General features: G+C 72.2%; 18 protein-coding genes. 9 read left to right on the top strand and 9 right to left on the bottom strand.

What is annotated here, in order from left to right:
* Positions 1-340: 340 nt before the first annotated feature.
* Complete coding sequence (locus F3L20_RS30230) at positions 341-856, bottom strand: cupin domain-containing protein (RefSeq protein ID WP_150156982.1); 516 nt, start codon at positions 854-856, stop codon at positions 341-343.
* A gap of 242 nt (positions 857-1,098) precedes the next feature.
* Positions 1,099-1,860 carry a phosphoglyceromutase gene (locus tag F3L20_RS30225; protein ID WP_150156981.1) on the bottom strand — a complete coding sequence of 254 codons (762 nt, stop codon included), beginning with the start codon at positions 1,858-1,860 and terminating at the stop codon, positions 1,099-1,101.
* A 203-nt stretch (positions 1,861-2,063) separates the two neighbouring features.
* Here F3L20_RS30225 and F3L20_RS30220 point away from each other — a divergent pair, with 203 nt between their 5' ends.
* Positions 2,064-3,371, top strand: coding sequence for an MDR family MFS transporter (locus F3L20_RS30220; RefSeq protein WP_240810789.1), 1,308 nt, complete (start codon positions 2,064-2,066; stop codon positions 3,369-3,371).
* Between the two features lie 78 nt (positions 3,372-3,449).
* Here the strand turns inward: F3L20_RS30220 and F3L20_RS34180 are convergent, their stop codons facing one another.
* Both F3L20_RS34180 and phoU read right to left on the bottom strand, forming a co-directional pair.
* Entirely contained in the window at positions 3,450-3,605 is a 156-nt protein-coding gene (locus F3L20_RS34180) for a hypothetical protein (protein ID WP_006133908.1), read from the bottom strand.
* Positions 3,606-3,818: 213 nt separating this feature from the next.
* Positions 3,819-4,520 (bottom strand): phosphate signaling complex protein PhoU, encoded by a 702-nt coding sequence (gene phoU / locus F3L20_RS30215; protein ID WP_150156980.1) that lies wholly within the window; start codon positions 4,518-4,520, stop codon positions 3,819-3,821.
* A 216-nt stretch (positions 4,521-4,736) separates the two neighbouring features.
* Between phoU and F3L20_RS30210 the strand changes: the two genes are divergently transcribed.
* Positions 4,737-6,023 (top strand): sensor histidine kinase, encoded by a 1,287-nt coding sequence (locus tag F3L20_RS30210; RefSeq protein ID WP_150156979.1) that lies wholly within the window; start codon positions 4,737-4,739, stop codon positions 6,021-6,023.
* Complete coding sequence (locus F3L20_RS30205) at positions 6,020-6,700, top strand: response regulator transcription factor (protein WP_024884117.1); 681 nt, start codon at positions 6,020-6,022, stop codon at positions 6,698-6,700. The genes F3L20_RS30210 and F3L20_RS30205 overlap by 4 nt, the downstream gene beginning before the upstream one ends.
* Positions 6,701-6,785: 85 nt before the next feature.
* Here F3L20_RS30205 and F3L20_RS30200 read toward each other — a convergent pair whose 3' ends face one another.
* The gene (locus F3L20_RS30200) at positions 6,786-7,487 is read right to left on the bottom strand and encodes a copper chaperone PCu(A)C (protein WP_150156978.1); all 702 of its coding nucleotides are present in this window, start codon (positions 7,485-7,487) and stop codon (positions 6,786-6,788) included.
* Between the two features lie 721 nt (positions 7,488-8,208).
* On the opposite strand from F3L20_RS30200, the gene F3L20_RS30190 reads away from it, so the two are divergent.
* The 6 genes from F3L20_RS30190 to F3L20_RS30160 all read left to right on the top strand — a co-directional run bounded on the left by F3L20_RS30190 (position 8,209) and on the right by F3L20_RS30160 (position 14,677).
* Complete coding sequence (locus tag F3L20_RS30190; RefSeq protein WP_003953493.1) at positions 8,209-8,691, top strand: CarD family transcriptional regulator; 483 nt, start codon at positions 8,209-8,211, stop codon at positions 8,689-8,691.
* Positions 8,692-9,041: 350 nt separating this feature from the next.
* The gene (gene ispD, locus F3L20_RS30180; RefSeq protein WP_150156977.1) at positions 9,042-9,818 is read left to right on the top strand and encodes a 2-C-methyl-D-erythritol 4-phosphate cytidylyltransferase; all 777 of its coding nucleotides are present in this window, start codon (positions 9,042-9,044) and stop codon (positions 9,816-9,818) included.
* Positions 9,808-10,302, top strand: a complete 495-nt coding sequence (ispF, locus tag F3L20_RS30175; RefSeq protein WP_150156976.1) for a 2-C-methyl-D-erythritol 2,4-cyclodiphosphate synthase — start codon at positions 9,808-9,810, stop codon at positions 10,300-10,302. The genes ispD and ispF overlap by 11 nt, the downstream gene beginning before the upstream one ends.
* A 121-nt stretch (positions 10,303-10,423) precedes the next feature.
* Positions 10,424-11,824: a cysteine--tRNA ligase gene (gene cysS / locus F3L20_RS30170; RefSeq protein ID WP_150156975.1), complete on the top strand. Its 1,401-nt coding sequence runs from the start codon at positions 10,424-10,426 to the stop codon at positions 11,822-11,824.
* 149 nt (positions 11,825-11,973) lie between these two features.
* Positions 11,974-12,915 carry a 23S rRNA (guanosine(2251)-2'-O)-methyltransferase RlmB gene (rlmB, locus tag F3L20_RS30165; RefSeq protein ID WP_150156974.1) on the top strand — a complete coding sequence of 314 codons (942 nt, stop codon included), beginning with the start codon at positions 11,974-11,976 and terminating at the stop codon, positions 12,913-12,915.
* A 118-nt stretch (positions 12,916-13,033) separates the two neighbouring features.
* Entirely contained in the window at positions 13,034-14,677 is a 1,644-nt protein-coding gene (locus F3L20_RS30160; protein ID WP_167534641.1) for a DoxX family membrane protein, read from the top strand.
* A gap of 100 nt (positions 14,678-14,777) precedes the next feature.
* Here F3L20_RS30160 and F3L20_RS30155 read toward each other — a convergent pair whose 3' ends face one another.
* The 4 genes from F3L20_RS30155 to F3L20_RS30140 all read right to left on the bottom strand — a co-directional run bounded on the left by F3L20_RS30155 (position 14,778) and on the right by F3L20_RS30140 (position 19,146).
* A complete protein-coding gene (locus F3L20_RS30155) occupies positions 14,778-15,509 on the bottom strand; it encodes a nucleotidyltransferase family protein (RefSeq protein WP_150156973.1) in 732 nt (243 codons plus the stop codon).
* 768 nt (positions 15,510-16,277) lie between these two features.
* Entirely contained in the window at positions 16,278-16,733 is a 456-nt protein-coding gene (locus F3L20_RS30150; RefSeq protein WP_150156972.1) for a hypothetical protein, read from the bottom strand.
* A 183-nt stretch (positions 16,734-16,916) separates the two neighbouring features.
* The gene (locus F3L20_RS30145) at positions 16,917-18,005 is read right to left on the bottom strand and encodes an ABC transporter ATP-binding protein (protein WP_150156971.1); all 1,089 of its coding nucleotides are present in this window, start codon (positions 18,003-18,005) and stop codon (positions 16,917-16,919) included.
* Between the two features lie 136 nt (positions 18,006-18,141).
* On the bottom strand, positions 18,142-19,146 hold the full coding sequence (locus tag F3L20_RS30140; protein WP_206338836.1) for a helix-turn-helix transcriptional regulator: 1,005 nt from the start codon (positions 19,144-19,146) through the stop codon (positions 18,142-18,144).
* Positions 19,147-19,209 lie beyond the last annotated feature (63 nt).

Below are 19,209 nucleotides of genomic sequence, written 5' to 3'. Positions count from 1 at the left end.
GCGCGGGTGGGAGGCGGCGTTGTTCGCCCGCCGGCCGTACCGCGCGATCCGCTAAGCAGCTGGTCGGCTCGCGGAGGCCACCGCTCCGACCCGTCCGGGACACCCCCCACTCTGCCGCGGCCGATCCGGCCGAAACACGACGCCCTGGCCATTTGATTGCCGAGGGTGCCGGGCGGCCAAGTACCCGAACTTCTTCCAAACTGACCGACCAGGTGGGGCAGAAGCTGCAGCAGATCGTGCGCCGCGGCAGTAGGCAACTGTGCGTCGGACAGTCGGGGGCGGCGGCCTGGAAGGCGTTTCTCCAGGCGGTGGTGTTGTGGCTCGTCGGCGGGGTGCGGGTTTACGGTCCCGGCGGCGTCAGCCCGAACCGCGCGATGACGTCCGGCAGCCAGTCCGGCCGGCCGAATTCGAGCCCGTACTTGGCCACGAGTGCCGGGATCGCGTCCGCGGACGGCGGCGGGCCGTCGGCGAGCATCTCGGCCATCTCGCGGAAGCAGTGTTCGAAACCGGCCGGGCTGATGATCTCGATCATGCGGGCAGGGACCGAGCCGGCGTTCCACATGGTGTGCAGCTCGCCGCGCGGCTTGGTGATGTAGCCGCCAGGGCCCAGCACGGCTTCACGGTCGCCTGAGCGGAAGCCGATCTCACCTTCGGTGACGATCGAGTACTCGTCCTCGCGGGTGTGCAGGTGCGGCGGCACCAGCGCGCCGACCGGGAACGGGTGCTCGACGACCGACAAGGCGCCGTTGGTATCGGCACCCCAGAGCTTGAAGACCACCCCGATGGAACCGAGGAAGCCCGCGGCGCCCTCGCCGGGGCGGACCACCGTAAGCGGAGGGACCAGTTCCTCGGTCATGACGATCACTCCTCTGACCGATTTCGAGAAACACTGGTGTCCTGCTTAAAAGTGTCCACCCCGGACGCCCTGGGTCGCATCCTGGCGACCTCGACGACGTACGCCTCGTCGGCCTGGGTGACCCGCCGCGGTCGGTCGCAGGACCACCGCGGCTCCAACGCGCCGGACCCCGGTCGTCGAACGGCAGCAACAAGCCCCCTACTCGCGAAAAATCCGCAAGCAGGGGGCCTGATCAGGACCGCTTACTTCTTCTTGCCCTGGTTCTTCACCGCTTCGATCGCCGCCGCGGCCGCCTCCGGGTCGAGGTACGTGCCGCCCGGGGTGACCGGCTTGAAGTCGGCGTCGAGCTCGTAGTACAGGGGGATGCCCGTCGGGATGTTCAGGCCCGCGATGTCGGCGTCCGAGATGCCGTCCAGGTGCTTGACCAGCGCGCGCAGGCTGTTGCCGTGGGCGGCGACCAGGACCGTGCGGCCGGTGAGCAGGTCCGGGACGATCGAGTCGAACCAGTACGGCAGCATCCGGACGACGACGTCCTTCAGGCACTCCGTCTGCGGACGCAGCTCCGGCGGGAGGGTCGCGTAGCGCGGGTCGGAGAACTGGGAGTACTCGGCGTCGTTGTCCAGCGCCGGCGGCGGGGTGTCGTAGGAGCGGCGCCAGAGCATGAACTGCTCCTCGCCGAACTCCGCGAGCGTCTGCGCCTTGTCCTTGCCCTGGAGGGCGCCGTAGTGACGCTCGTTCAGGCGCCAGCTGCGGCTGACCGGGATCCACAGGCGGTCCGCGGCCTCCAGCGCGAGCTGCGCCGTGCGGATCGCGCGCTTCTGGAGGGAGGTGTGGAGCACGTCGGGCAGCAGGCCGGCGTCCTTGAGCAGCTCGCCGCCGCGCGTCGCCTCCTTCTCGCCCTTCGGGGTGAGGTTGACGTCCACCCAGCCGGTGAACAGGTTCTTCTCGTTCCACTCGCTCTCGCCGTGGCGGAGGAGGATCAGCTTGTACGGTGCGTCGGCCATGTGTCCGAGCGTAATAGACGCCCCACACGCCCCGCGCGCCCTGCCCGCCTGGCGGACGGTTGACGGGATCTGTTAATTGAGTGGCCCTCGCGGGCCCCGTCTTCGTAAGTTGTGCCCGCTGCTTCAGCCGCTTACATCACCCGCATCGCTCGCACCACTCACACGTCATCCCGGGCCGGCCCGGGCGCCTTGGGGGGCCACACATGTCAGTCACCGGAGTCAGGCGGGCCGTACGCGAGTCCGTCTCGGGGCTTCCCAGCGCGTTCTGGTGGTTGTGGACCAGCACCCTGGTCAACCGGCTCGGTGCCTTCGTCGCCACCTTCATGGCGCTCTACCTCACCCTCGACCGCGGTTACTCCGCCTCCTACGCCGGTCTCGTCGTTGCGCTCCACGGCCTCGGCGGCGTCATCTCGTCCCTCGTCGCGGGCGTCATGACCGACCGGCTCGGACGCCGGCCCACCCTGCTCGTCGCCCAGACCGCGACCGCCCTGTCCGTCGCCCTGCTCGGCTTCGTGCACCACCCCGTCGCCATCGCGGCCGTCGCCTTCCTCGTCGGCATGGCGGCCAACGCCTCCCGGCCGGCCGTGCAGGCGATGATGGCGGACATCGTGCGGCCGGAGGACCGTATCCGGGCCTTCTCCCTCAACTACTGGGCCATCAACCTCGGCTTCGCGATCTCCTCCGTGGGAGCCGGGTTCATCGCCGAGGTCAGCTACCTCGCCGGGTTCCTGATCGAGGCGGGGATGACGCTGGTCTGCGCCGTCCTCGTCTTCATGAAGCTGCCGGAGTCCCGGCCGGAGAAGCAGCCCGCCGGCCCTGACGGCGCGGAGGACGCCGTCTCCCTGGGGACGGTGCTGCGCGACGGCCGCTACATGGGCGTCGTCGGACTGTCCTTCCTCATCGCCGTGGTCTTCCAGCAGGGCTATTTGGGACTACCGGTCGCCATGGGCGAGGCCGGGTTCACCCCCGCCGACTTCGGCATGGCCATCGCCGTCAACGGCGTGCTGATCGTCGTCCTGCAGCTTCCCGTCACACGGTTCATCGAGCACCGCGACCCGCGACGGCTGCTGATCGCCTCCTCGCTGCTGGCCGGGTACGGCTTCGGGCTCACCGCCTTCGCCGGGTCGGTCGGCGTCTTCGCCCTCACCGTCTGCGTGTGGACGCTGGCCGAGATCGTCAACGCGCCCACCCAGACGGGGCTCGTCGTACGGCTCTCCCCGGTGCACGGACGCGGGCGCTACCAGGGCATGTACACCATGTCCTGGGCGGTGGCCTCGCTCGTCGCCCCGCTGATGTCCGGGTTCGTCATCGACCGCTGGGGCGCCGCGTGGCTGTGGGGCACGTGCGCCGTCGTCGGGACGGTGGCCGGCCTCGGGTACGGGCTGCTGATGCGCGGGCTGCCCGACGAAACGAGCACCGAACGCACCGAGCGGGTGCGGCAGCCGGCGGACACGGTGAAGCGGTCCACGGACGCGGCCACCCGTACGGTCCCGGAGAGCAGCGCCTCCTGACCCCTCCCCTTCCTCCTCTCCGTCACGCCGAGGGCCCCGGCCGCCGTCACCGGCGCCGGGGCCCTCCTGCGGACTGACTCAGCCGCACTGGCACGGGCTGCCCGACTGGCACCCGCAGCCGCACCCCGAACCGCAGCCGCAGGCCGCGATCAGGGTGAGGTTCCTGACCTCGGCGGGTTGCTCGGTCTCGCGCTCCTGCGTGGGGTCGGGCGTCGTGCCGGGGGATTCGGCCATGGGTCCCTCCTCGGGGCTGGGGCCTGCGCACACCTCTCCCCATTGCACGCCCCGCCCGCCGGGCGCATCAACGGCGCATCGGGGGCGGCGGAAGCTCACCCGCGCCCCCGGCCGGCCCCCGCGCCCCCGCCCACCGCGCGCGCCCCCAGCACCCGCGCCTCCACCGCCCGGGCCTCCGGGCTCCCCGCCCACAGACCCGCCCGCGGTGGGACCTCAGCCGGCCTCCACCCCCGGCACCGGAGCGATCTCCGGCTTCAGGTCCGCCTGGATCTCGTCCGCGTGCTCGCCGGTGACCAGGTACACCACCCGCTTGGCCACGGACACCGCGTGGTCCGCGAAGCGCTCGTAGTAGCGGCCGAGCAGGGTGACGTCGACCGCCGTCTCGATGCCGTGCTTCCAGCGGTCGTCCATCAGGTGCTGGAAGAGGGTGCGGTGCAGCAGGTCCATCGCGTCGTCGTCCTGCTCCAGCTGGAGCGCCAGGTCGACGTCCTTGGTGATGATCACCTCGGCCGCTTTCGCCATCAGACGCTGCGCGAGCTGGCCCATCTCCAGGATCGTGGCGTGCAGGTCCCGCGGCACCCCCCGGTCCGGGTAGCGCAGCCGGGCCAGCTTCGCCACGTGCTGGGCGAGGTCGCCGGAGCGCTCGAGGTCCGCCGACATCCGCAGCGAGGTGACCACGATCCGCAGGTCGGTGGCCACCGGCTGCTGGCGGGCCAGCAGGGCGATGGCCCGCGCCTCCAGGTCGTGCTGCAGCTCGTCGACCTTCTGGTCGGCCTCGATCACGCTCTCCGCCAGCTTGAGATCGGCGTCGAGGATGGCGGTCGTGGCGCGTCCGATCGCCGATCCGACCAGCCGGGCCATCTCCACCAGACCGTCGCCGATCGAATCCAGTTCCTCGTGGTACGCGTCCCGCATCGGAATTCCTCTCGTGCGTCTGTGTCCGGGCTGTCCGGGTCCGGGCTCTACGGGGCCTGGGTCCCACCCACGCTCCCACGGTCCGTGGTCCACGCGTCCGGTTCCGTCACCCGGAATGAACCGGCCCTGGCCTGTAGGTGAACTCTGGGCGACGAGTGTCCGAGGTCGCCCGCCGACCGCTGTGGGTACCGCTCGCGCCATGCCTAACCTGGACGCATGGACGTGAACGCGGCGGTCGCCGCAGCGGCAGCGATCGCCGGGCTGCTTACCGGTGTCATCGCCATGCTGGCGTTCCGCGTCAGCGAACGCGAACAGCGCCGCCCCACGCGCACCTCCCTGCACACGGACGCGGTGCTTCCGCCGGGGGTCGACACCGTGCTGTCCGTGCTGCGCTCGTCCGCCGTGGTCCTCGACGAGGCCGACGGCGTGGTGAAGGCCAGCTCCGCCGCGTACGCCCTCGGGCTGGTCCGGGGCGGCAAGCTCGCCGTGGAGCCGATGCTGAAGATGGCCCGGGACACCCGGCGGGACGGCGAGATACGGCAGGTCGAGCTGGACCTGCCGCGCCGGGGCACCGGGCGCGGCGAGGCTCTCGCGGTGTCCGCGCGGGTGGCGCCGCTCGGCTCCCGGCTGGTGCTGCTGCTGGTGGAGGACCTCACCGAGGCCCGCCGTATCGAGGCGGTCCGGCGGGACTTCGTCGCCAACGTCAGCCATGAGCTCAAGACCCCGGTCGGCGCGCTGTCGCTGCTGTCCGAGGCAGTGATGGACGCCTCCGACGACCCGGAGGCCGTGCAGCGGTTCGCCGGGCGCATGCAGATCGAGGCGACCCGGCTGACCAACCTGGTGCAGGAGCTCATCGACCTCTCCCGGGTGCAGAACGACGACCCGCTGGAGGACGCCGAACCGGTCCGGGTCGACGAACTGGTCGCCGAGGCCGTTGACCGCTGCCGGCACGCGGCGGGCACCAAGGAGATCACCATGGCTGCCGCCGGCGCCGCCGACCTGCGGGTCTGGGGCAACCGGGGGCAGCTCGCCGCCGCGCTCGGCAACCTCGTCGAGAACGCGGTCAACTACTCACCCGCCCGCACCCGCGTGGGCATCGCGGTCCGTTCGGTCGCGCAGCCCGGCGGGGACCTGATCGAGATCGCCGTGACCGACCAGGGCATCGGCATCTCCGACAAGGACAAGGAGCGCGTCTTCGAGCGCTTCTACCGCGTCGACCCCGCCCGCTCCCGTGCCACCGGCGGCACGGGGCTGGGCCTCGCGATCGTGAAGCACGTGGCCGCCTCGCACGGCGGGGAAGTCACGGTGTGGAGCGCCGAGGGCCAGGGCTCCACCTTCACCCTGCGGCTGCCCGAGGCGCGTGCGCCCCGCGGCCGGCGGCCGTCCGAGCGGGACGACACCGAGGGCCTCGACGGCGAGGCAGCCGGGATGTCCCACCCCTCCCCCCACGCGTCCGATCCATCCGCGTACGAAACGCTTCCCTCCCCGGAGGTCCTTCCGTGACCCGAGTGCTCGTCGTCGAGGACGAGGAGTCCTTCTCCGACGCCCTGTCGTACATGCTCCGCAAGGAGGGCTTCGAGGTCGCCGTGGCGACCACCGGGCCCGACGGACTCGACGAGTTCGACCGAAACGGCGCCGACCTCGTCCTCCTCGACCTGATGCTGCCCGGCCTGCCGGGCACCGAGGTGTGCCGCCAGCTGCGCGGCCGCTCCAACGTTCCCGTGATCATGGTGACCGCCAAGGACAGCGAGATCGACAAGGTGGTCGGCCTGGAGATAGGCGCCGACGACTACGTCACCAAGCCGTTCTCCTCGCGCGAGCTGGTCGCCCGCATCCGCGCGGTGCTGCGCCGCCGCGGCGAGCCCGAGGAGACCGCCCCGGCGGCCCTGGAGGCAGGCCCCGTGCGGATGGACGTCGACCGGCACGTGGTGACCGTCGGCGGCACCAAGGTCGACCTGCCGCTGAAGGAGTTCGACCTGCTGGAGATGCTGCTGCGCAACGCCGGTCGGGTGCTGACCCGGATGCAGCTCATCGACCGGGTGTGGGGCGCGGACTACGTGGGCGACACCAAGACCCTCGACGTCCACGTCAAGCGCCTGCGCGCCAAGATAGAGCCGGACCCGGGGGCGCCCCGCTACCTGGTGACGGTGCGGGGGCTGGGCTACAAGTTCGAGCCGTAGGCCGCCGCGGCGTCCGTGTGACACGCCGAAGGGCGGGACCCGGCCGGGTCCCGCCCTTCGGCGTGTCGTGTGCGCGTACGGCAGCTCAGTGGCCGGAGGACTCCTGGCTCGCGGAGGCGGCGTCGGAGGGGGTGCCGGCCGGGGCTCCGGACTCCGTGGACCCGTCGCCGGAGGTCTCGTCGCCGGCGGTCTCGCCCTCGGCCTCACCGGTGGCGCCGTCGGCCGGCTCGCCGGAGTTCTCCGCCGACGGGGAGGCGGAGGCGCCCGCGGCGGGGGCCTGGCTCGGACCCCAGCTCTCGAAGAAGTTCTCGGCCGGGAAGACGATCGCCCGCAGGCTGACCTCGCCGGTCTCGCTGAAGGTGAAGGTGATCTTCTGCGCGTTGCCGTCCTGGACGGCCTCGCGGCTGCTGGGCAGGACGGCGGAGGCGTTGCCCTCGCCGCCGAGGATCAGACGGCCGCCGGCCGGGACGACGAGGTCGCCGCCCTCGGCGGGGGTCAGCTCGGCGGTCTTGCCGGTGCCGGGGACGGTGACCGACTCGAGCGTCTGGTCCTTGTCGCCCGAGTTGAAGAGCGTGGCGGAGACGACGGCGGGGCCGGTCGACTCCAGGTCGGGCTGGGTGATGACGGTGGCGTTCTGCACCTGGATGTCGCCGACCGTCGTCGCCGCGTTGTCCGGCTTGATCTGCAGCGTCTGGGCGTTGTTGCCGGCCGCGCACGCGGAGAGCGCGGTGATCGAGAACGCGATGGCGGCGGCGGCGAGGGCGCCGCGTCGAAGGCTGCTGCTCACGGCGGCGGCAACTCCTTGACTCGAGCGTGCGGTGGCGACCGGGTGAAGCCGCCCTAAGTGTCTGTCAGCGGCCTCAGATTACCGAGCCGCCCGCAGGCGGCTGCACCCGGCCCTCCCCACGCCTACCCGGGTCGGGGCCGCGCGGCGTGCCCGCGCGCCCGATGTCACCCGATCACCCGGGTCATGGTCGTGGATCACGCGTCGCTCCTCGGATCCCCTCGCGGGTCGCGGTCGCCGCGCGCACCGGTCCGCCGACGGGGTGCCGCCCCGCCGGTCACGGAAGCCTCAGGTGACCCGGGGTAAACACGCGCCACTTCCGTCCGGACCGACGCGTGATTCACGCGAGCGCGCATTTCGGTGAAGGAATGGGGAGGCCCCGGTAATTGATCACCGGCCGTTGATCCTCACACCGTGTGATCAATTCCGGAATCGACCGGAACCGGCTCGGCTCACCGAACGGAGTAGCGGAAGTCGCGCATCTGGAACCGGACATATGGGTAAGTTCGACCGCTCGTGTGGGGCTCCGGATGGGTGTAGCGTGCGCGTTTCGCTTGCCCCGGAGAGCCGCTCCGACCTGCGAATACCTGCTTCCGCCAGCCGTCCGAAGCACGTTCCTGTCGCTGTTGTCAAGCCCCGAGAATGGCCCTGACCTGCGAAAACGCCATTCAGAAGACGCCGTATCCGTGTTACCCTGGATAGCCACGGAAGGGGTACCTGTCACATGACGTTCAAGGTTGGCGACACCGTGGTCTATCCCCATCATGGGGCCGCGCTGATCGAGGCAATCGAAACTCGCCAGATCAAAGGCGTGGACAAGACCTACTTGGTGCTGAAGGTCGCCCAGGGTGACCTGACGGTACGTGTGCCAGCGGACAATGCGGAGTTCGTCGGCGTGCGTGATGTGGTCGGTCAGGACGGGCTGGACCGGGTCTTCGAGGTGCTGCGCGCGCCGTACGCCGAGGAGCCCACGAACTGGTCCCGTCGTTACAAGGCAAATCTCGAGAAGCTCGCCTCGGGTGATGTCATCAAGGTCGCGGAAGTCGTGCGTGACCTGTGGCGCCGTGAGCGGGAGCGCGGACTCTCCGCCGGTGAGAAGCGCATGCTCGCGAAGGCGCGTCAGATTCTGGTCAGCGAGCTGGCGCTCGCCGAGAACACCAACGAGGACAAGGCCGAGGCGCTACTCGACGAGGTTCTCGCCTCCTGAGTCCTCCGAGTCGAGGCTCCGCCCGCCGCGTGGTCACACCGGCCGTCGGAGCAGCACTCAGAGCACTCAGCACATCGAAATGCCGCGGTGCCCGATGACGTCCATGACGTCGCCGGGCGCTGCGGCATGTTCGTACCCGGACACCGTACGTAGGCTGCACTTGCGCCGTGATGGGGAATGTGTCATCACTCACGTCCCCACCCCGGCGTGCCGGGCCCGGGCGGTCGGACTCGACCAGAGTCACGGAAGGGGCTGGTCAAGGCGTCACGCCCGGCACTTTCCCCGCTCCGGGAGCGGGGCACGCCCAGGCCATACCCACGTAGGCCGAGCCCACAAACCTGACAGGAACCATGTCTGACGATCCGCTCCAGCCGCCCTCGCCGAACCCCGCATCCGGCCGTCCGGCCGTCCGGACAGCGGCCGTCATCCCGGCCGCGGGCCGGGGTGTGCGGCTCGGACCCGGTGCTCCCAAGGCACTGCGCGCCCTCGGCGGCACGCCCATGCTCGTGCACGCGGTGCGCGCGATGGCCGACTCCCGCGCCGTCTCCCTGGTCGTCGTCGTGGCGCCGCCCGACGGCGCGGCCGAGGTCACGTCGCTGCTGGACGCGCACGCGCTGCCCGAGCGCACCGACGTGCTCGTCGTCCCCGGCGGCGAGAGCCGACAGGAGTCGGTGAAGCTCGGCCTGGACGCGCTGCCCGAGGGCTACGACATCGTCCTGGTCCACGACGCGGCCCGCCCGCTGGTCCCGGTGGACACCGTCGACGCGGTCGTGGAGGCCGTACGGGACGGCGCGCCCGCCGTGGTGCCGGCGCTGCCGCTCGCCGATACCGTCAAGCAGGTCGAACCGGCTGCCGCGCCCGGCGACCCGGAGCCGGTGGTCGCCACCCCCGACCGGTCCCTGCTGCGGGCGGTGCAGACCCCGCAGGGCTTCGACCGGGCCACCCTCGTGCGCGCCCACGAGACCGTGAAGCACGACGTCACCGACGACGCCGGCATGGTCGAGCAGCTCGGCCTGACCGTCGTCGCCGTTCCCGGGCACGAGGAGGCCTTCAAGGTCACCCGCCCCCTCGACCTGGTCCTCGCCGAGGCGGTCCTGGCCCGCAGGAGGCTCAACGATGGCTTCTGAGCCGTACCCGCTGCCGCAGGTCGGCATCGGCACCGACATCCACGCCTTCGAGGACGGCCGCGAGCTGTGGTGCGCCGGACTGAAGTGGGAGGGGGAGGGGCCCGGGCTCGCCGGACATTCCGACGCGGACGTCGTCGCGCACGCCGCCTGCAACGCCCTGTTCTCCGCCGCCGGCCTCGGTGACCTGGGACAGCACTTCGGCACCGGCCGTCCCGAGTGGTCCGGTGCCTCGGGCGTCACCCTGCTGACCGAGGCCGCGCGCATCGTCCGCGCGGCCGGCTTCCGCATCGGCAACGTCGCCGTGCAGGTCGTCGGCCCCCGCCCGAAGATCGGCAAGCGCCGGGAGGAGGCCCAGAAGATCCTCTCCGAGGCGGCGGGCGCCCCGGTCTCCGTCTCCGGCGCCACCACCGACGGCCTGGGCTTCCCGGGCAGGAACGAGGGCCTGATGGCGGTGGCGACGGCGCTGGTCGTGCGATCGGGGTGACGGGCCGCCCCCAGGGCGCGGGGAACCGCGCGACCGACCCCACCGGGCCCGCACGTGACATGTGTCCCCGAAACAAAGCGGTGCGCACCGCGCACACCCCCGCGCCTACTACCCTGGTGTCGTGACTATTCGCCTGTACGACACCAGCGCCCGGCAGATTCGTGACTTCACCCCGCTCCGGCCGGGTTGCGTCTCGATCTACCTGTGTGGTGCCACCGTGCAGGCGGCACCCCACATCGGGCACATCCGCTCGGGTCTGAACTTCGACATCATGCGCCGCTGGTTCGCCTACCGCGGCCTGGACGTGACGTTCGTCAGGAACGTCACCGACATCGACGACAAGATCATCACCAAGTCCGCCGAGCAGGGCCGCCCCTGGTGGTCCATCGGCTACGAGAACGAGCGGGCCTTCAGCGACGGCTACCGCGCCCTCGGCTGCCTGCCGCCCACCTACGAGCCGCGCGCCACCGGCCACATCACCGAGATGGTCGAGATGATGCGCGGCCTGATCGAGCGCGGGCACGCCTACGAGGCCGACGGCAACGTGTACTTCGCCGTCACCTCGTTCCCGGACTACCTGAAGCTGTCCAACCAGGAGCTGGACAACCTGCTCCAGCCCTCGGCCGACGGCGAGACCGGCAAGCGGGACCCGCGGGACTTCGCCATGTGGAAGGCGGCCAAGCCCGGCGAGCCGAGCTGGGAGACGCCGTGGGGCCGCGGGCGCCCGGGCTGGCACCTGGAGTGCTCGGCCATGGCGCACAAGTACCTCGGCACCGCCTTCGACATCCACGGCGGCGGCCTCGACCTGATCTTCCCGCACCACGAGAACGAGATCGCCCAGGCCCAGGCCTACGGCGACGAGTTCGCCCGGTACTGGGTGCACAACGCCTGGGTCACCATGAGCGGCGAGAAGATGTCGAAGTCGCTCGGCAACTCGGTGCTGGTCAGCGAGATGGTCAAGCGCTGGCGGCCCATCGTGCTGCGCTACTACCTGGGCACCCCGCACTACCGCTCGATGATCGAGTACAGCGAGGAGGCCCTGCGCGAGGCCGAGTCCGCGTTCGCGCGGATCGAGGGCTTCGTGCAGCGCGTGGTGGAGAAGGCCGGCGGCGTCGTCGAACCGGCCGCCGAGGTGCCGCCCGCGTTCGCCGAGGCGATGGACGACGACCTGGGCGTCCCGCAGGCGCTGGCCGTCGTGCACACCGCCGTCCGGCAGGGCAACAGCGCGCTGGCCGCCGACGACAAGGAGGAGGCGGTCGCCCGGCTCGCCGAGGTCCGCGCCATGCTCGGCGTGCTCGGCCTCGACCCGCTGGACCCGCACTGGGCCGGCGACGGCGACCGCGGGGACGACCTGCACGGCGTCGTCGACACCCTGGTCCGCATGGTCCTCGACCAGCGCGAGGCCGCCCGGGCCCGCAAGGACTGGCCCACCGCGGACGCCATCCGCGACCAGCTCAACCAGTCCGGGCTCGTCATCGAGGACGGCCCGCAGGGTCCGCGCTGGACCCTCGGTCCCCGCTGACGGCCCCACCGGGGACCCGGCGCCCGCAAGATCGAGTGTGCCGTCCGGGCCTTCGGGCGGCACACTGCACAGGCACACCCACAGACACACACGCAGGCGCGCCCACGGACGGGACGCACCGCACACGACTTCACGGAGACGGATACCTCATGGCCGCGAACAACCGCCGCATGTCCGGCAAGAAGGGCGCGCAGGTCGGCAGTGGCGGCCAGCGACGCCGGGGCCTGGAAGGCAAAGGCCCGACCCCGCCCGCCGAGATGCGCAAGGGGCACGCCAAGCAGCGCGCCGCCCAGGCGAAGGCCCGGCGCGTCACGGGCCGCACCCAGCAGCGTCGGGGCGGCGGCCGTTCCACGTCCGAGCTGGTCGTCGGCCGCAACCCGGTCGTCGAGGCGCTGCGCGAGGGCGTGCCCGCCTCCACGCTGTACGTCCAGCAGTTCATCGACAACGACGAGCGGGTGCGCGAGGCGCTGCAGCTCGTGGCCGAGCGCGGCGGCATCAACCTCATGGAGGCGCCGCGCCCGGAGCTGGACCGCATGACCAACGGCCTGAACCACCAGGGCCTGGTGCTCCAGGTCCCGCCGTACGAGTACGCGCACCCCGAGGACCTCGTCGCGAACGCCCACGACGACGGCGAGGACCCGCTGATCGTCGCCCTCGACGGGGTCACCGACCCGCGCAACCTCGGAGCGGTCGTCCGCTCCGTCTCCGCCTTCGGCGGCCACGGCGTGCTCGTGCCGGAGCGGCGCGCGGCCGGCATGACCGCCGGTGCCTGGAAGACGTCGGCGGGGGCGGCCGCGCGCACGCCCGTCGCCCGCGCCACCAACCTCACCCGGGCGCTGGAGGCGTACAAGAAGGCCGGGATCACCGTCGTCGGTCTGGCCGCCGACGGGGAGGCCGAGCTGAGCGCCCTGGAGGTGCTGGACGGGCCGGTCGTCGTCGTGGTCGGCAGCGAGGGCAAGGGACTGTCGCGGCTGGTCGGCGAGACCTGTGACGTGCGGGTGCGGATCCCGATGCCGGGCGGCGCGGAGTCGCTCAACGCCGGTGTCGCGGCGGGCATCGTGCTGTACGAGGCGGCGCGCCGCCGGAGCTGAACACATGTGCGGCTTCGTCACCCGCATGGAGGATTCCGGACGGTCCGGACCGGCTTGACGCGGTCCGGACACATCTGGCCGGTCAAGGCAGTGTCCTAACGCCTTGTCACTCGGTTAGATGAGTGTGGACACCAGAACACCCCGCACACCCACGGGGGACCGCTCGTCGGGACTCGACGACGCTCCCGCGCTGAGCATGGTGAAGGTGCCGAGCGATCCGGCGCAGGTCATCGTCAATCACGCCAGCTTCCGCGTGCAGCTGGGCGTCTCGGCGCGGCACGCCCAATCGCCGCGGATCGCACGGCACCTGAGTGCCGCCGAGGACACCGCCCGGATCCCCGTCGTCACCACCGTGGGCGCGGGACCGACCGCGCCGCGCCGCCGTCCCGTCGTGTGGAGCGGCAGGTCCGCCCCCGACGACACCGGCGCCCACCGGCTGCTCCAGGCCGTACGGCACGGCGGCGTCCGCCACGCCGACGAGCTCACCGACTCCGGCGGCACCCGGGTCATCCCCCAGCCGGGCGTCGGACACGACGGGTACGGCAGGTACGACGACGACACCCAGCCGCTGGAGAGCCCGTTCGTCGGCGCCCAGCGCCGCCACCCCGACGGACCGCTGCTGCCGCCGATGCGCACGGTCGGCAGCGCCTACGACGAGGACGACGGGGTCTTCGACGAGTCCGGGTCCGAGGAGCGGCACGAGGGCACCGGCCGGCGCGCGCGGCGCCACGGCGACGACCCGGCGCGGCACGCGTACTACCCCGGGCGCCGGATGAACCTGGGCGTCGTCCTGCTTCCCCTGCGCGTCTTCCTCGGCGGCATCTCCGTCTACGCCGGGATGAGCAAGCTCTGCGACCCGCTGTACTTCGAGGGCGGCCCGCGCGGGTCCATGGTGAAGTGGCTGCACAGCCTGCACCCGTGGGACGTCGCCGAGCCGCTGCGCCAGTTCGCCCTCGCGCACCCCGTCGGCACCGGGCTGGCCATCGCCTTCGCCCAGGTCGTCGTCGGTGTCCTGACCGTCCTCGGCTGCTGGCAGCGCCTGGCCGCCGGTGCCGGGGCCCTGCTGTCGGCGGCGCTGCTGGTCACCGTCAGCTGGAAGAGCGTGCCCGCCTACGAGACGCCCGACATCATCTTCCTCGCCGCCTGGTCACCGCTGATCATCGCGGGCGCCCCCGTCTACTCCGTCGACGGCAGCCTCGCGGGCCGGGCCTGGCGGCGGCTCGGGCCCCGCGCGGACATCTGGGACCTGCGGCGCTACGTGCTCCGGCGCGGGGCGCTCGTCACGTTCGTGGTCTGCGGCTTCAGCATGCTGGTCGGCGCGCTGCTCGGCGGTGCCGTCCGGGACGCCGACCGGGTCGTCGTGCCGGGCCCCGGCGAGGCGCCCCGCAACGAGCTGCCCGGCTCGCCGCTGCCGCAGGAGTCCGGTGAGCGGAAGAAGGACGAGAAGCGGACGCCGTCCGCGTCGACCTCGCCCACGCAGGGCGCCACGTCCGGCTCGGCGAGCCCGTCGGCCGGGACCAGCAGCACCCCCGGCGCGACCCAGGGCGCGGGCACCACGACGGGGGCGCCCACCCAGACCCAGGGCAGCACCGGACAGGCCCCGCCGCAGCAGTCCTCCCCGGAGGGTGACGCACCGTCCACCACCACCGGCCCGACCTCGGGCGGCGGTGACGGCTCCGGCGGGAGCGGTGGCGACGGCTCGGGCGGGGACGGCGACGGCTCCTCCGGCAGGCCGGGGCTGGTCGGCGGCCTGCTGGGGTAGGCGGACGCCCGGCAGCGGCACGAAGGGGCCCGTACGTCATGACGTACGGGCCCCTTGGTGTGTCAGGGGGTCGGCTCACCGGCTCACGGGCTTCGGCGGTTCAACGGCCCTGTGAGGCGAGCTCCTTGGCGGCCTCGGTGAGGTCCTTGGCGGTGTCGATGGCACGCCAGTAGGAGCCCTGCGGGATGGTGAAGCCGGCCAGCCGGCGCTCGCGCGCGAGGTGCGGGAACGTGGTGCGCTCGTGGTCCCCGCGCTCCGGGAGCAGGCCGGCGAACTCGGGGGAGAAGACGTAGACGCCCGCGTTGATCTCGAACGTCGACGGCGGGGCCTCGATGAAGTCGGTGATCAGGCCGAAGCCGTCGGTGCGTACGGCGCCCCAGGGGAGGCGCGGGCGGGCCAGGGCGACGGTGGCGACGGCGTCCCGCTCGGTGTGGAAGTCGGCCATGTCGCGCAGCGAGAAGCGCGTCCAGATGTCGCCGTTGGTGGCGAACCAGGGGCGGTCCGGGTGCGGGAGGCGGGCGGCGGCGTACTTCAGGCCGCCGCCGCGGCCGAGGGGTTCCGTCTCGACGACGGTGGTGACGGAGACGGGCAGGTCGGTGCTGTCCAGCCACTTCTCCAGCACCTCGGCGAGGTGGCCGCAGGAGACGACGACGTCGGTGACGCCCTCCTCGGCGAGCCAGGTGAGCTGGTGGCCGATGATCGGGGTTCCCGTGCCGGGGATCTCGACCATCGGCTTGGGCCGGTCGTCGGTGTACGGACGGAGCCGGGAGCCCTGGCCGCCTGCCAGGACTACGGCTTGCGTGGGGCGGGACACGGCACGGGGATCGGTCATGCCCGCACTTTACGCGGCCGGGGGCCGCGGACCGTGGGCAGTCCCGGAGCCCGCCCACGGCGGTGTCGCCGGGCTCACGCCCCGGGCGCCCCGGGTGGGCACCCCCGCCGCCCTTGAGGGCCCCGACTGCGGCCGGTCGCGTCCGGCGGCGGGGCGGGGCGGGGCGGGCCGGGTGCGGCTGCGGGGAGCGGGCGTCGGCTGTGGTCCGGGTGCGGTGGTCGCGTGGCCGGGCGGGGACGGGTCGGCGTGGGCCGTACGGGGTCGCGTGGGGGGCGGTGTTCGCGCGGGTCGCGCTTGCGGCGGTGTCGGTGGCCGTCTCACCGGTGCCGGGGCATCCCCGCCGCTGTGTTCCGCGGGCGTCGGGTGTGGCCTGGCGGGGGCAGGGTGTGGCTGAGTGCGGCCCGCTCGTGGGGGCGGGTCCAGCGGTCGGCAGGGCGGGGTGTGCGGGGACGCTCAACTGCTGGCCTGAGGTGGGCACATGGGGCATGCCGGGTGGCATGCGCCCTTCGCGCCGCAGGCCGCAGATCGCGGACGCGCCCGAGCTGCCTGTGGTGGGCAGGCCGGCCACCGGTGCCGTGAGGTGGCGGCCCGTTGTGTGCCGCGTGCGGTGGCTGCCGTGCCGTGTGCCCGGGTGAACGCTCCCGCCGGCGTGGGTGCGGACGGGGGCCGGCTGGTCGCGTCCGGGTGGGGGTGGCCGTGAGGCAGCCGGTGGGCGGGGGCGTCCGGCGCCGGCGGGTGGTTCCGTCGTGCTCGCGGAGCGGGGGCGGGTCAGTTGTTGGCTGTCACCACTCCTGCCGCGAAGGACGTGTCGCAGACCGGGCGGGAGTAGGACTGCGCCTTGGTGGGGCCGTAGACGCGGACCGCGGCCTTGCCCAGCGAACGGGCGATGGAGGCGCAGTGCCTGGCCAGGGACGGGCGGTCGTTCACCGCCTGCTGGAGCTGGGTCAGGGCGGCGCCCGGGTTCTTCTTCTGGAGCTCCATCAGGAGTTGGTCCCGCAGGACGTCCTGGGGCGCGCGGGCGGCCGCCCGCGACGAGGCGCCGGCGGCGGACGTGTCCGCGGCGGTGAGCACCGGACTCGAGGGATTTCCCGACCAGTTGACCCGCGCGACCGCGAGGGTCCCGGACAGCACCAGGACGACGGGCAGGACGAGGGCGAGGGAGCGGCCGATCCGGCGGGCGGGGCCCCGGCCGCGTCGCGTCTGAGGGTTCATGGAGTGCGTCACGCGTGTGAGGGTAGCGTCCGGTAGCCGAGGTGAAACATTCCGTCACCGTTACGGGGGACGGGGAACGCAAAGTTCCGCACACCGTGTTGACGAACGGGGTCGAATTGCCCGAATTGCCGGGGTATTTGTCGACAACGCGAGGGGCCCCGCAGCGCGCTGCGGGGCCCCTCGGCGTCAACCTGCTCAGTCGGACAGGCGCGCACCCGTCGAGGTGGAGAACACGTGGGTCTCGCCGGAGCGCGGCACGACGTGCAGCGTGCTGCCCTTCTCCGGCACCTCACGGCCGCCGACGCGGACCACGAGGTCCTTCGACTCGCCGCCGATCTGCGCGGTGCCGTAGACGAAGGCGTCGGAGCCCAGCTCCTCCACGACGTTCACGGTGACCGCGACGCCCTGGTCGGACTCGGCACCGGCGACGTCGAAGTGCTCGGGGCGGACGCCCACGGTGACGGTCTTGTCGCTGGTCGCGGAGAGCGCGTCACGCTGCACCGGCACCACCGAGTTGCCGAACTTCACACCGCCGTCGGCGACCGGGACCTCGACCAGGTTCATGGCCGGGGAGCCGATGAAGCCGGCGACGAAGAGGTTCGCGGGCTTGTCGTACATGTTGCGCGGGGTGTCGACCTGCTGGAGCAGACCGTCCTTGAGCACCGCGACGCGGTCACCCATGGTGAGGGCCTCGACCTGGTCGTGGGTGACGTAGACGGTGGTGATGCCCAGGCGGCGCTGCAGCGACGCGATCTGCGTACGGGTGGACACACGGAGCTTGGCGTCCAGGTTGGACAGCGGCTCGTCCATGAGGAACACCTGCGGCTCACGCACGATGGCGCGGCCCATCGCCACACGCTGGCGCTGACCACCGGAGAGCGCCTTCGGCTTGCGGTCCAGGTACTCGGTCAGGTCGAGGATCTTCGCGGCCTCCTCGACCTTCTGCCGGATCTCCGCCTTGTTGACGCCGGCGATCTTGAGCGCGAAGCCCATGTTGTCGGCGACCGTCATGTGCGGGTAGAGCGCGTAGTTCTGGAACACCATGGCGATGTCCCGGTCCTTCGGCGGCAGGTGCGTGACGTCGCGGTCGCCGATGCGGATGGCGCCGCCGTTGACGTCCTCAAGCCCCGCGAGCATGCGGAGCGAGGTGGACTTGCCGCAACCGGACGGGCCGACCAGGACGAGGAACTCGCCGTCCGCGATCTCGATGTCCAGGGCGTCGACGGCGGGCTTGGTGGAACCCGGGTAGACCCGGGTCGCCTTGTCGAACGTGACAGTGGCCATGTGAATGGTCCCCTTCTACCGGCAGGAACGTGCCGGACGATCCGAGTAGGAAGGTGATGCCACGACGGGTGTTCCGTTGTGGTGTGGTCCACGCGAGTGAACTGGTTCAGGACGGTACCTGGCGTTCACCTGCTTGTCAGCAGATTCCGGGCTGTGAATTTCGCGGAAACTTTCGATCCTGTTCGTAGCGGTCCGCCAGTACCGCCACCGCCGCGGCGACCGCCCGCCGCAGTCCCGGCGGGCCCAGCACCTCCGCCTCCACGCCGAGCCGCAGCAGGTCGCCCGTGGCCACCGCCTCCGACTCCACCGGCAGCTCCACCTCCACCCAGCCCTCCGTGTCCGGCGGCCCCGCCTCCTCGAGCGCCCGCGCCCCCGCCGCCCCGAACTGCATCGGCAGCAGCTTCCGCCCGCGCGGGGAGAGCCGCAGCCGCGCCGTGTCCTGCCGCAGCGCCGCCTCCAGCCTCCGGGACGTCTCCGCCCAGTACCCGGCCAGGTCGAACCCGGCGGGCCGGGTGAACTTCTCGCCGGTCTCGGCCACCTCCCGGAACCGCGACACCCGGTAGCTGCGCAGCGCGTCGTCCGCGAGCGCGACCAGGTACCAGATGCCGCCCTTCAGCACGAGCCCCAGCGGACGCACCTCCCGCGCGCCCTCCCCGCGCCAGCGTTCGTAGCGGGTCCGCAGCACCCGCCGCTCCCACACCGCCCGCGCGACCACCTCCAGGTACGGCACCGGGTCTGCGTCCCGGAACCAGGCCGGCGCGTCCAGGTGGAACCGCTCGCGCACCCGCCGGGCCTGCTCCGCCGGCGCACCCGGCAGCGCCGCCTCCACCTTCAGCTGGGCGCTCGCCAGGACGGCCCCGAGTCCCAGCTCCCCGGCCGGTCCGGGCAGTCCCGCGAGCACCAGGGAACCGGCCTCCGCGTCGGTCAGCCCGGTGAGCCGCGTCCGGTAGCCCTCCACCAGACGGAAGCCGCCCCGCGGACCGCGTTCGGTGCGCACCGGCACCCCGGCGGCGCCGAGCGCCTCGACGTCCCGGTAGACGGTGCGCACCGACACCTCCAGCACGGCGGCGAGTTCGGGCGCGGTCATCCGCCCGCGGTTCTGCAGCAGCAGGAGCAGGGTGAGAAGCCGGTCGGCGCGCATGCGGCCCATTGTCCGGCCGTACCTGACAGAAGATGTCAGGTACGGCCGGAAAGGTGGGAGGCA

This window comes from Streptomyces tendae (assembly GCF_008632955.1).
Lineage (GTDB): Bacteria > Actinomycetota > Actinomycetes > Streptomycetales > Streptomycetaceae > Streptomyces.
The sequence above is the reverse complement of the archived record's forward strand: the minus strand, read 5'-3'. Positions and strand labels throughout refer to the sequence as shown.

Bases quoted from the DNA above. Each gene is read 5' to 3' on its own strand.
- F3L20_RS30230 (WP_150156982.1), bottom strand. From the start codon at position 856: ATGACCGAGGAACTGGTCCCTCCGCTTACGGTGGTCCGCCCCGGCGAG.
- F3L20_RS30225 (WP_150156981.1), bottom strand. From the start codon at position 1,860: ATGGCCGACGCACCGTACAAGCTGATCCTCCTCCGCCACGGCGAGAGC.
- F3L20_RS30220 (WP_240810789.1), top strand. From the start codon at position 2,064: ATGTCAGTCACCGGAGTCAGGCGGGCCGTACGCGAGTCCGTCTCGGGG.
- F3L20_RS34180 (WP_006133908.1), bottom strand. From the start codon at position 3,605: ATGGCCGAATCCCCCGGCACGACGCCCGACCCCACGCAGGAGCGCGAG.
- phoU (WP_150156980.1), bottom strand. From the start codon at position 4,520: ATGCGGGACGCGTACCACGAGGAACTGGATTCGATCGGCGACGGTCTG.
- F3L20_RS30210 (WP_150156979.1), top strand. From the start codon at position 4,737: ATGGACGTGAACGCGGCGGTCGCCGCAGCGGCAGCGATCGCCGGGCTG.
- F3L20_RS30190 (WP_003953493.1), top strand. From the start codon at position 8,209: ATGACGTTCAAGGTTGGCGACACCGTGGTCTATCCCCATCATGGGGCC.
- ispD (WP_150156977.1), top strand. From the start codon at position 9,042: ATGTCTGACGATCCGCTCCAGCCGCCCTCGCCGAACCCCGCATCCGGC.
- ispF (WP_150156976.1), top strand. From the start codon at position 9,808: ATGGCTTCTGAGCCGTACCCGCTGCCGCAGGTCGGCATCGGCACCGAC.
- rlmB (WP_150156974.1), top strand. From the start codon at position 11,974: ATGGCCGCGAACAACCGCCGCATGTCCGGCAAGAAGGGCGCGCAGGTC.
- F3L20_RS30160 (WP_167534641.1), top strand. From the start codon at position 13,034: ATGAGTGTGGACACCAGAACACCCCGCACACCCACGGGGGACCGCTCG.
- F3L20_RS30155 (WP_150156973.1), bottom strand. From the start codon at position 15,509: ATGACCGATCCCCGTGCCGTGTCCCGCCCCACGCAAGCCGTAGTCCTG.
- F3L20_RS30145 (WP_150156971.1), bottom strand. From the start codon at position 18,005: ATGGCCACTGTCACGTTCGACAAGGCGACCCGGGTCTACCCGGGTTCC.
- F3L20_RS30140 (WP_206338836.1), bottom strand. From the start codon at position 19,146: ATGCGCGCCGACCGGCTTCTCACCCTGCTCCTGCTGCTGCAGAACCGC.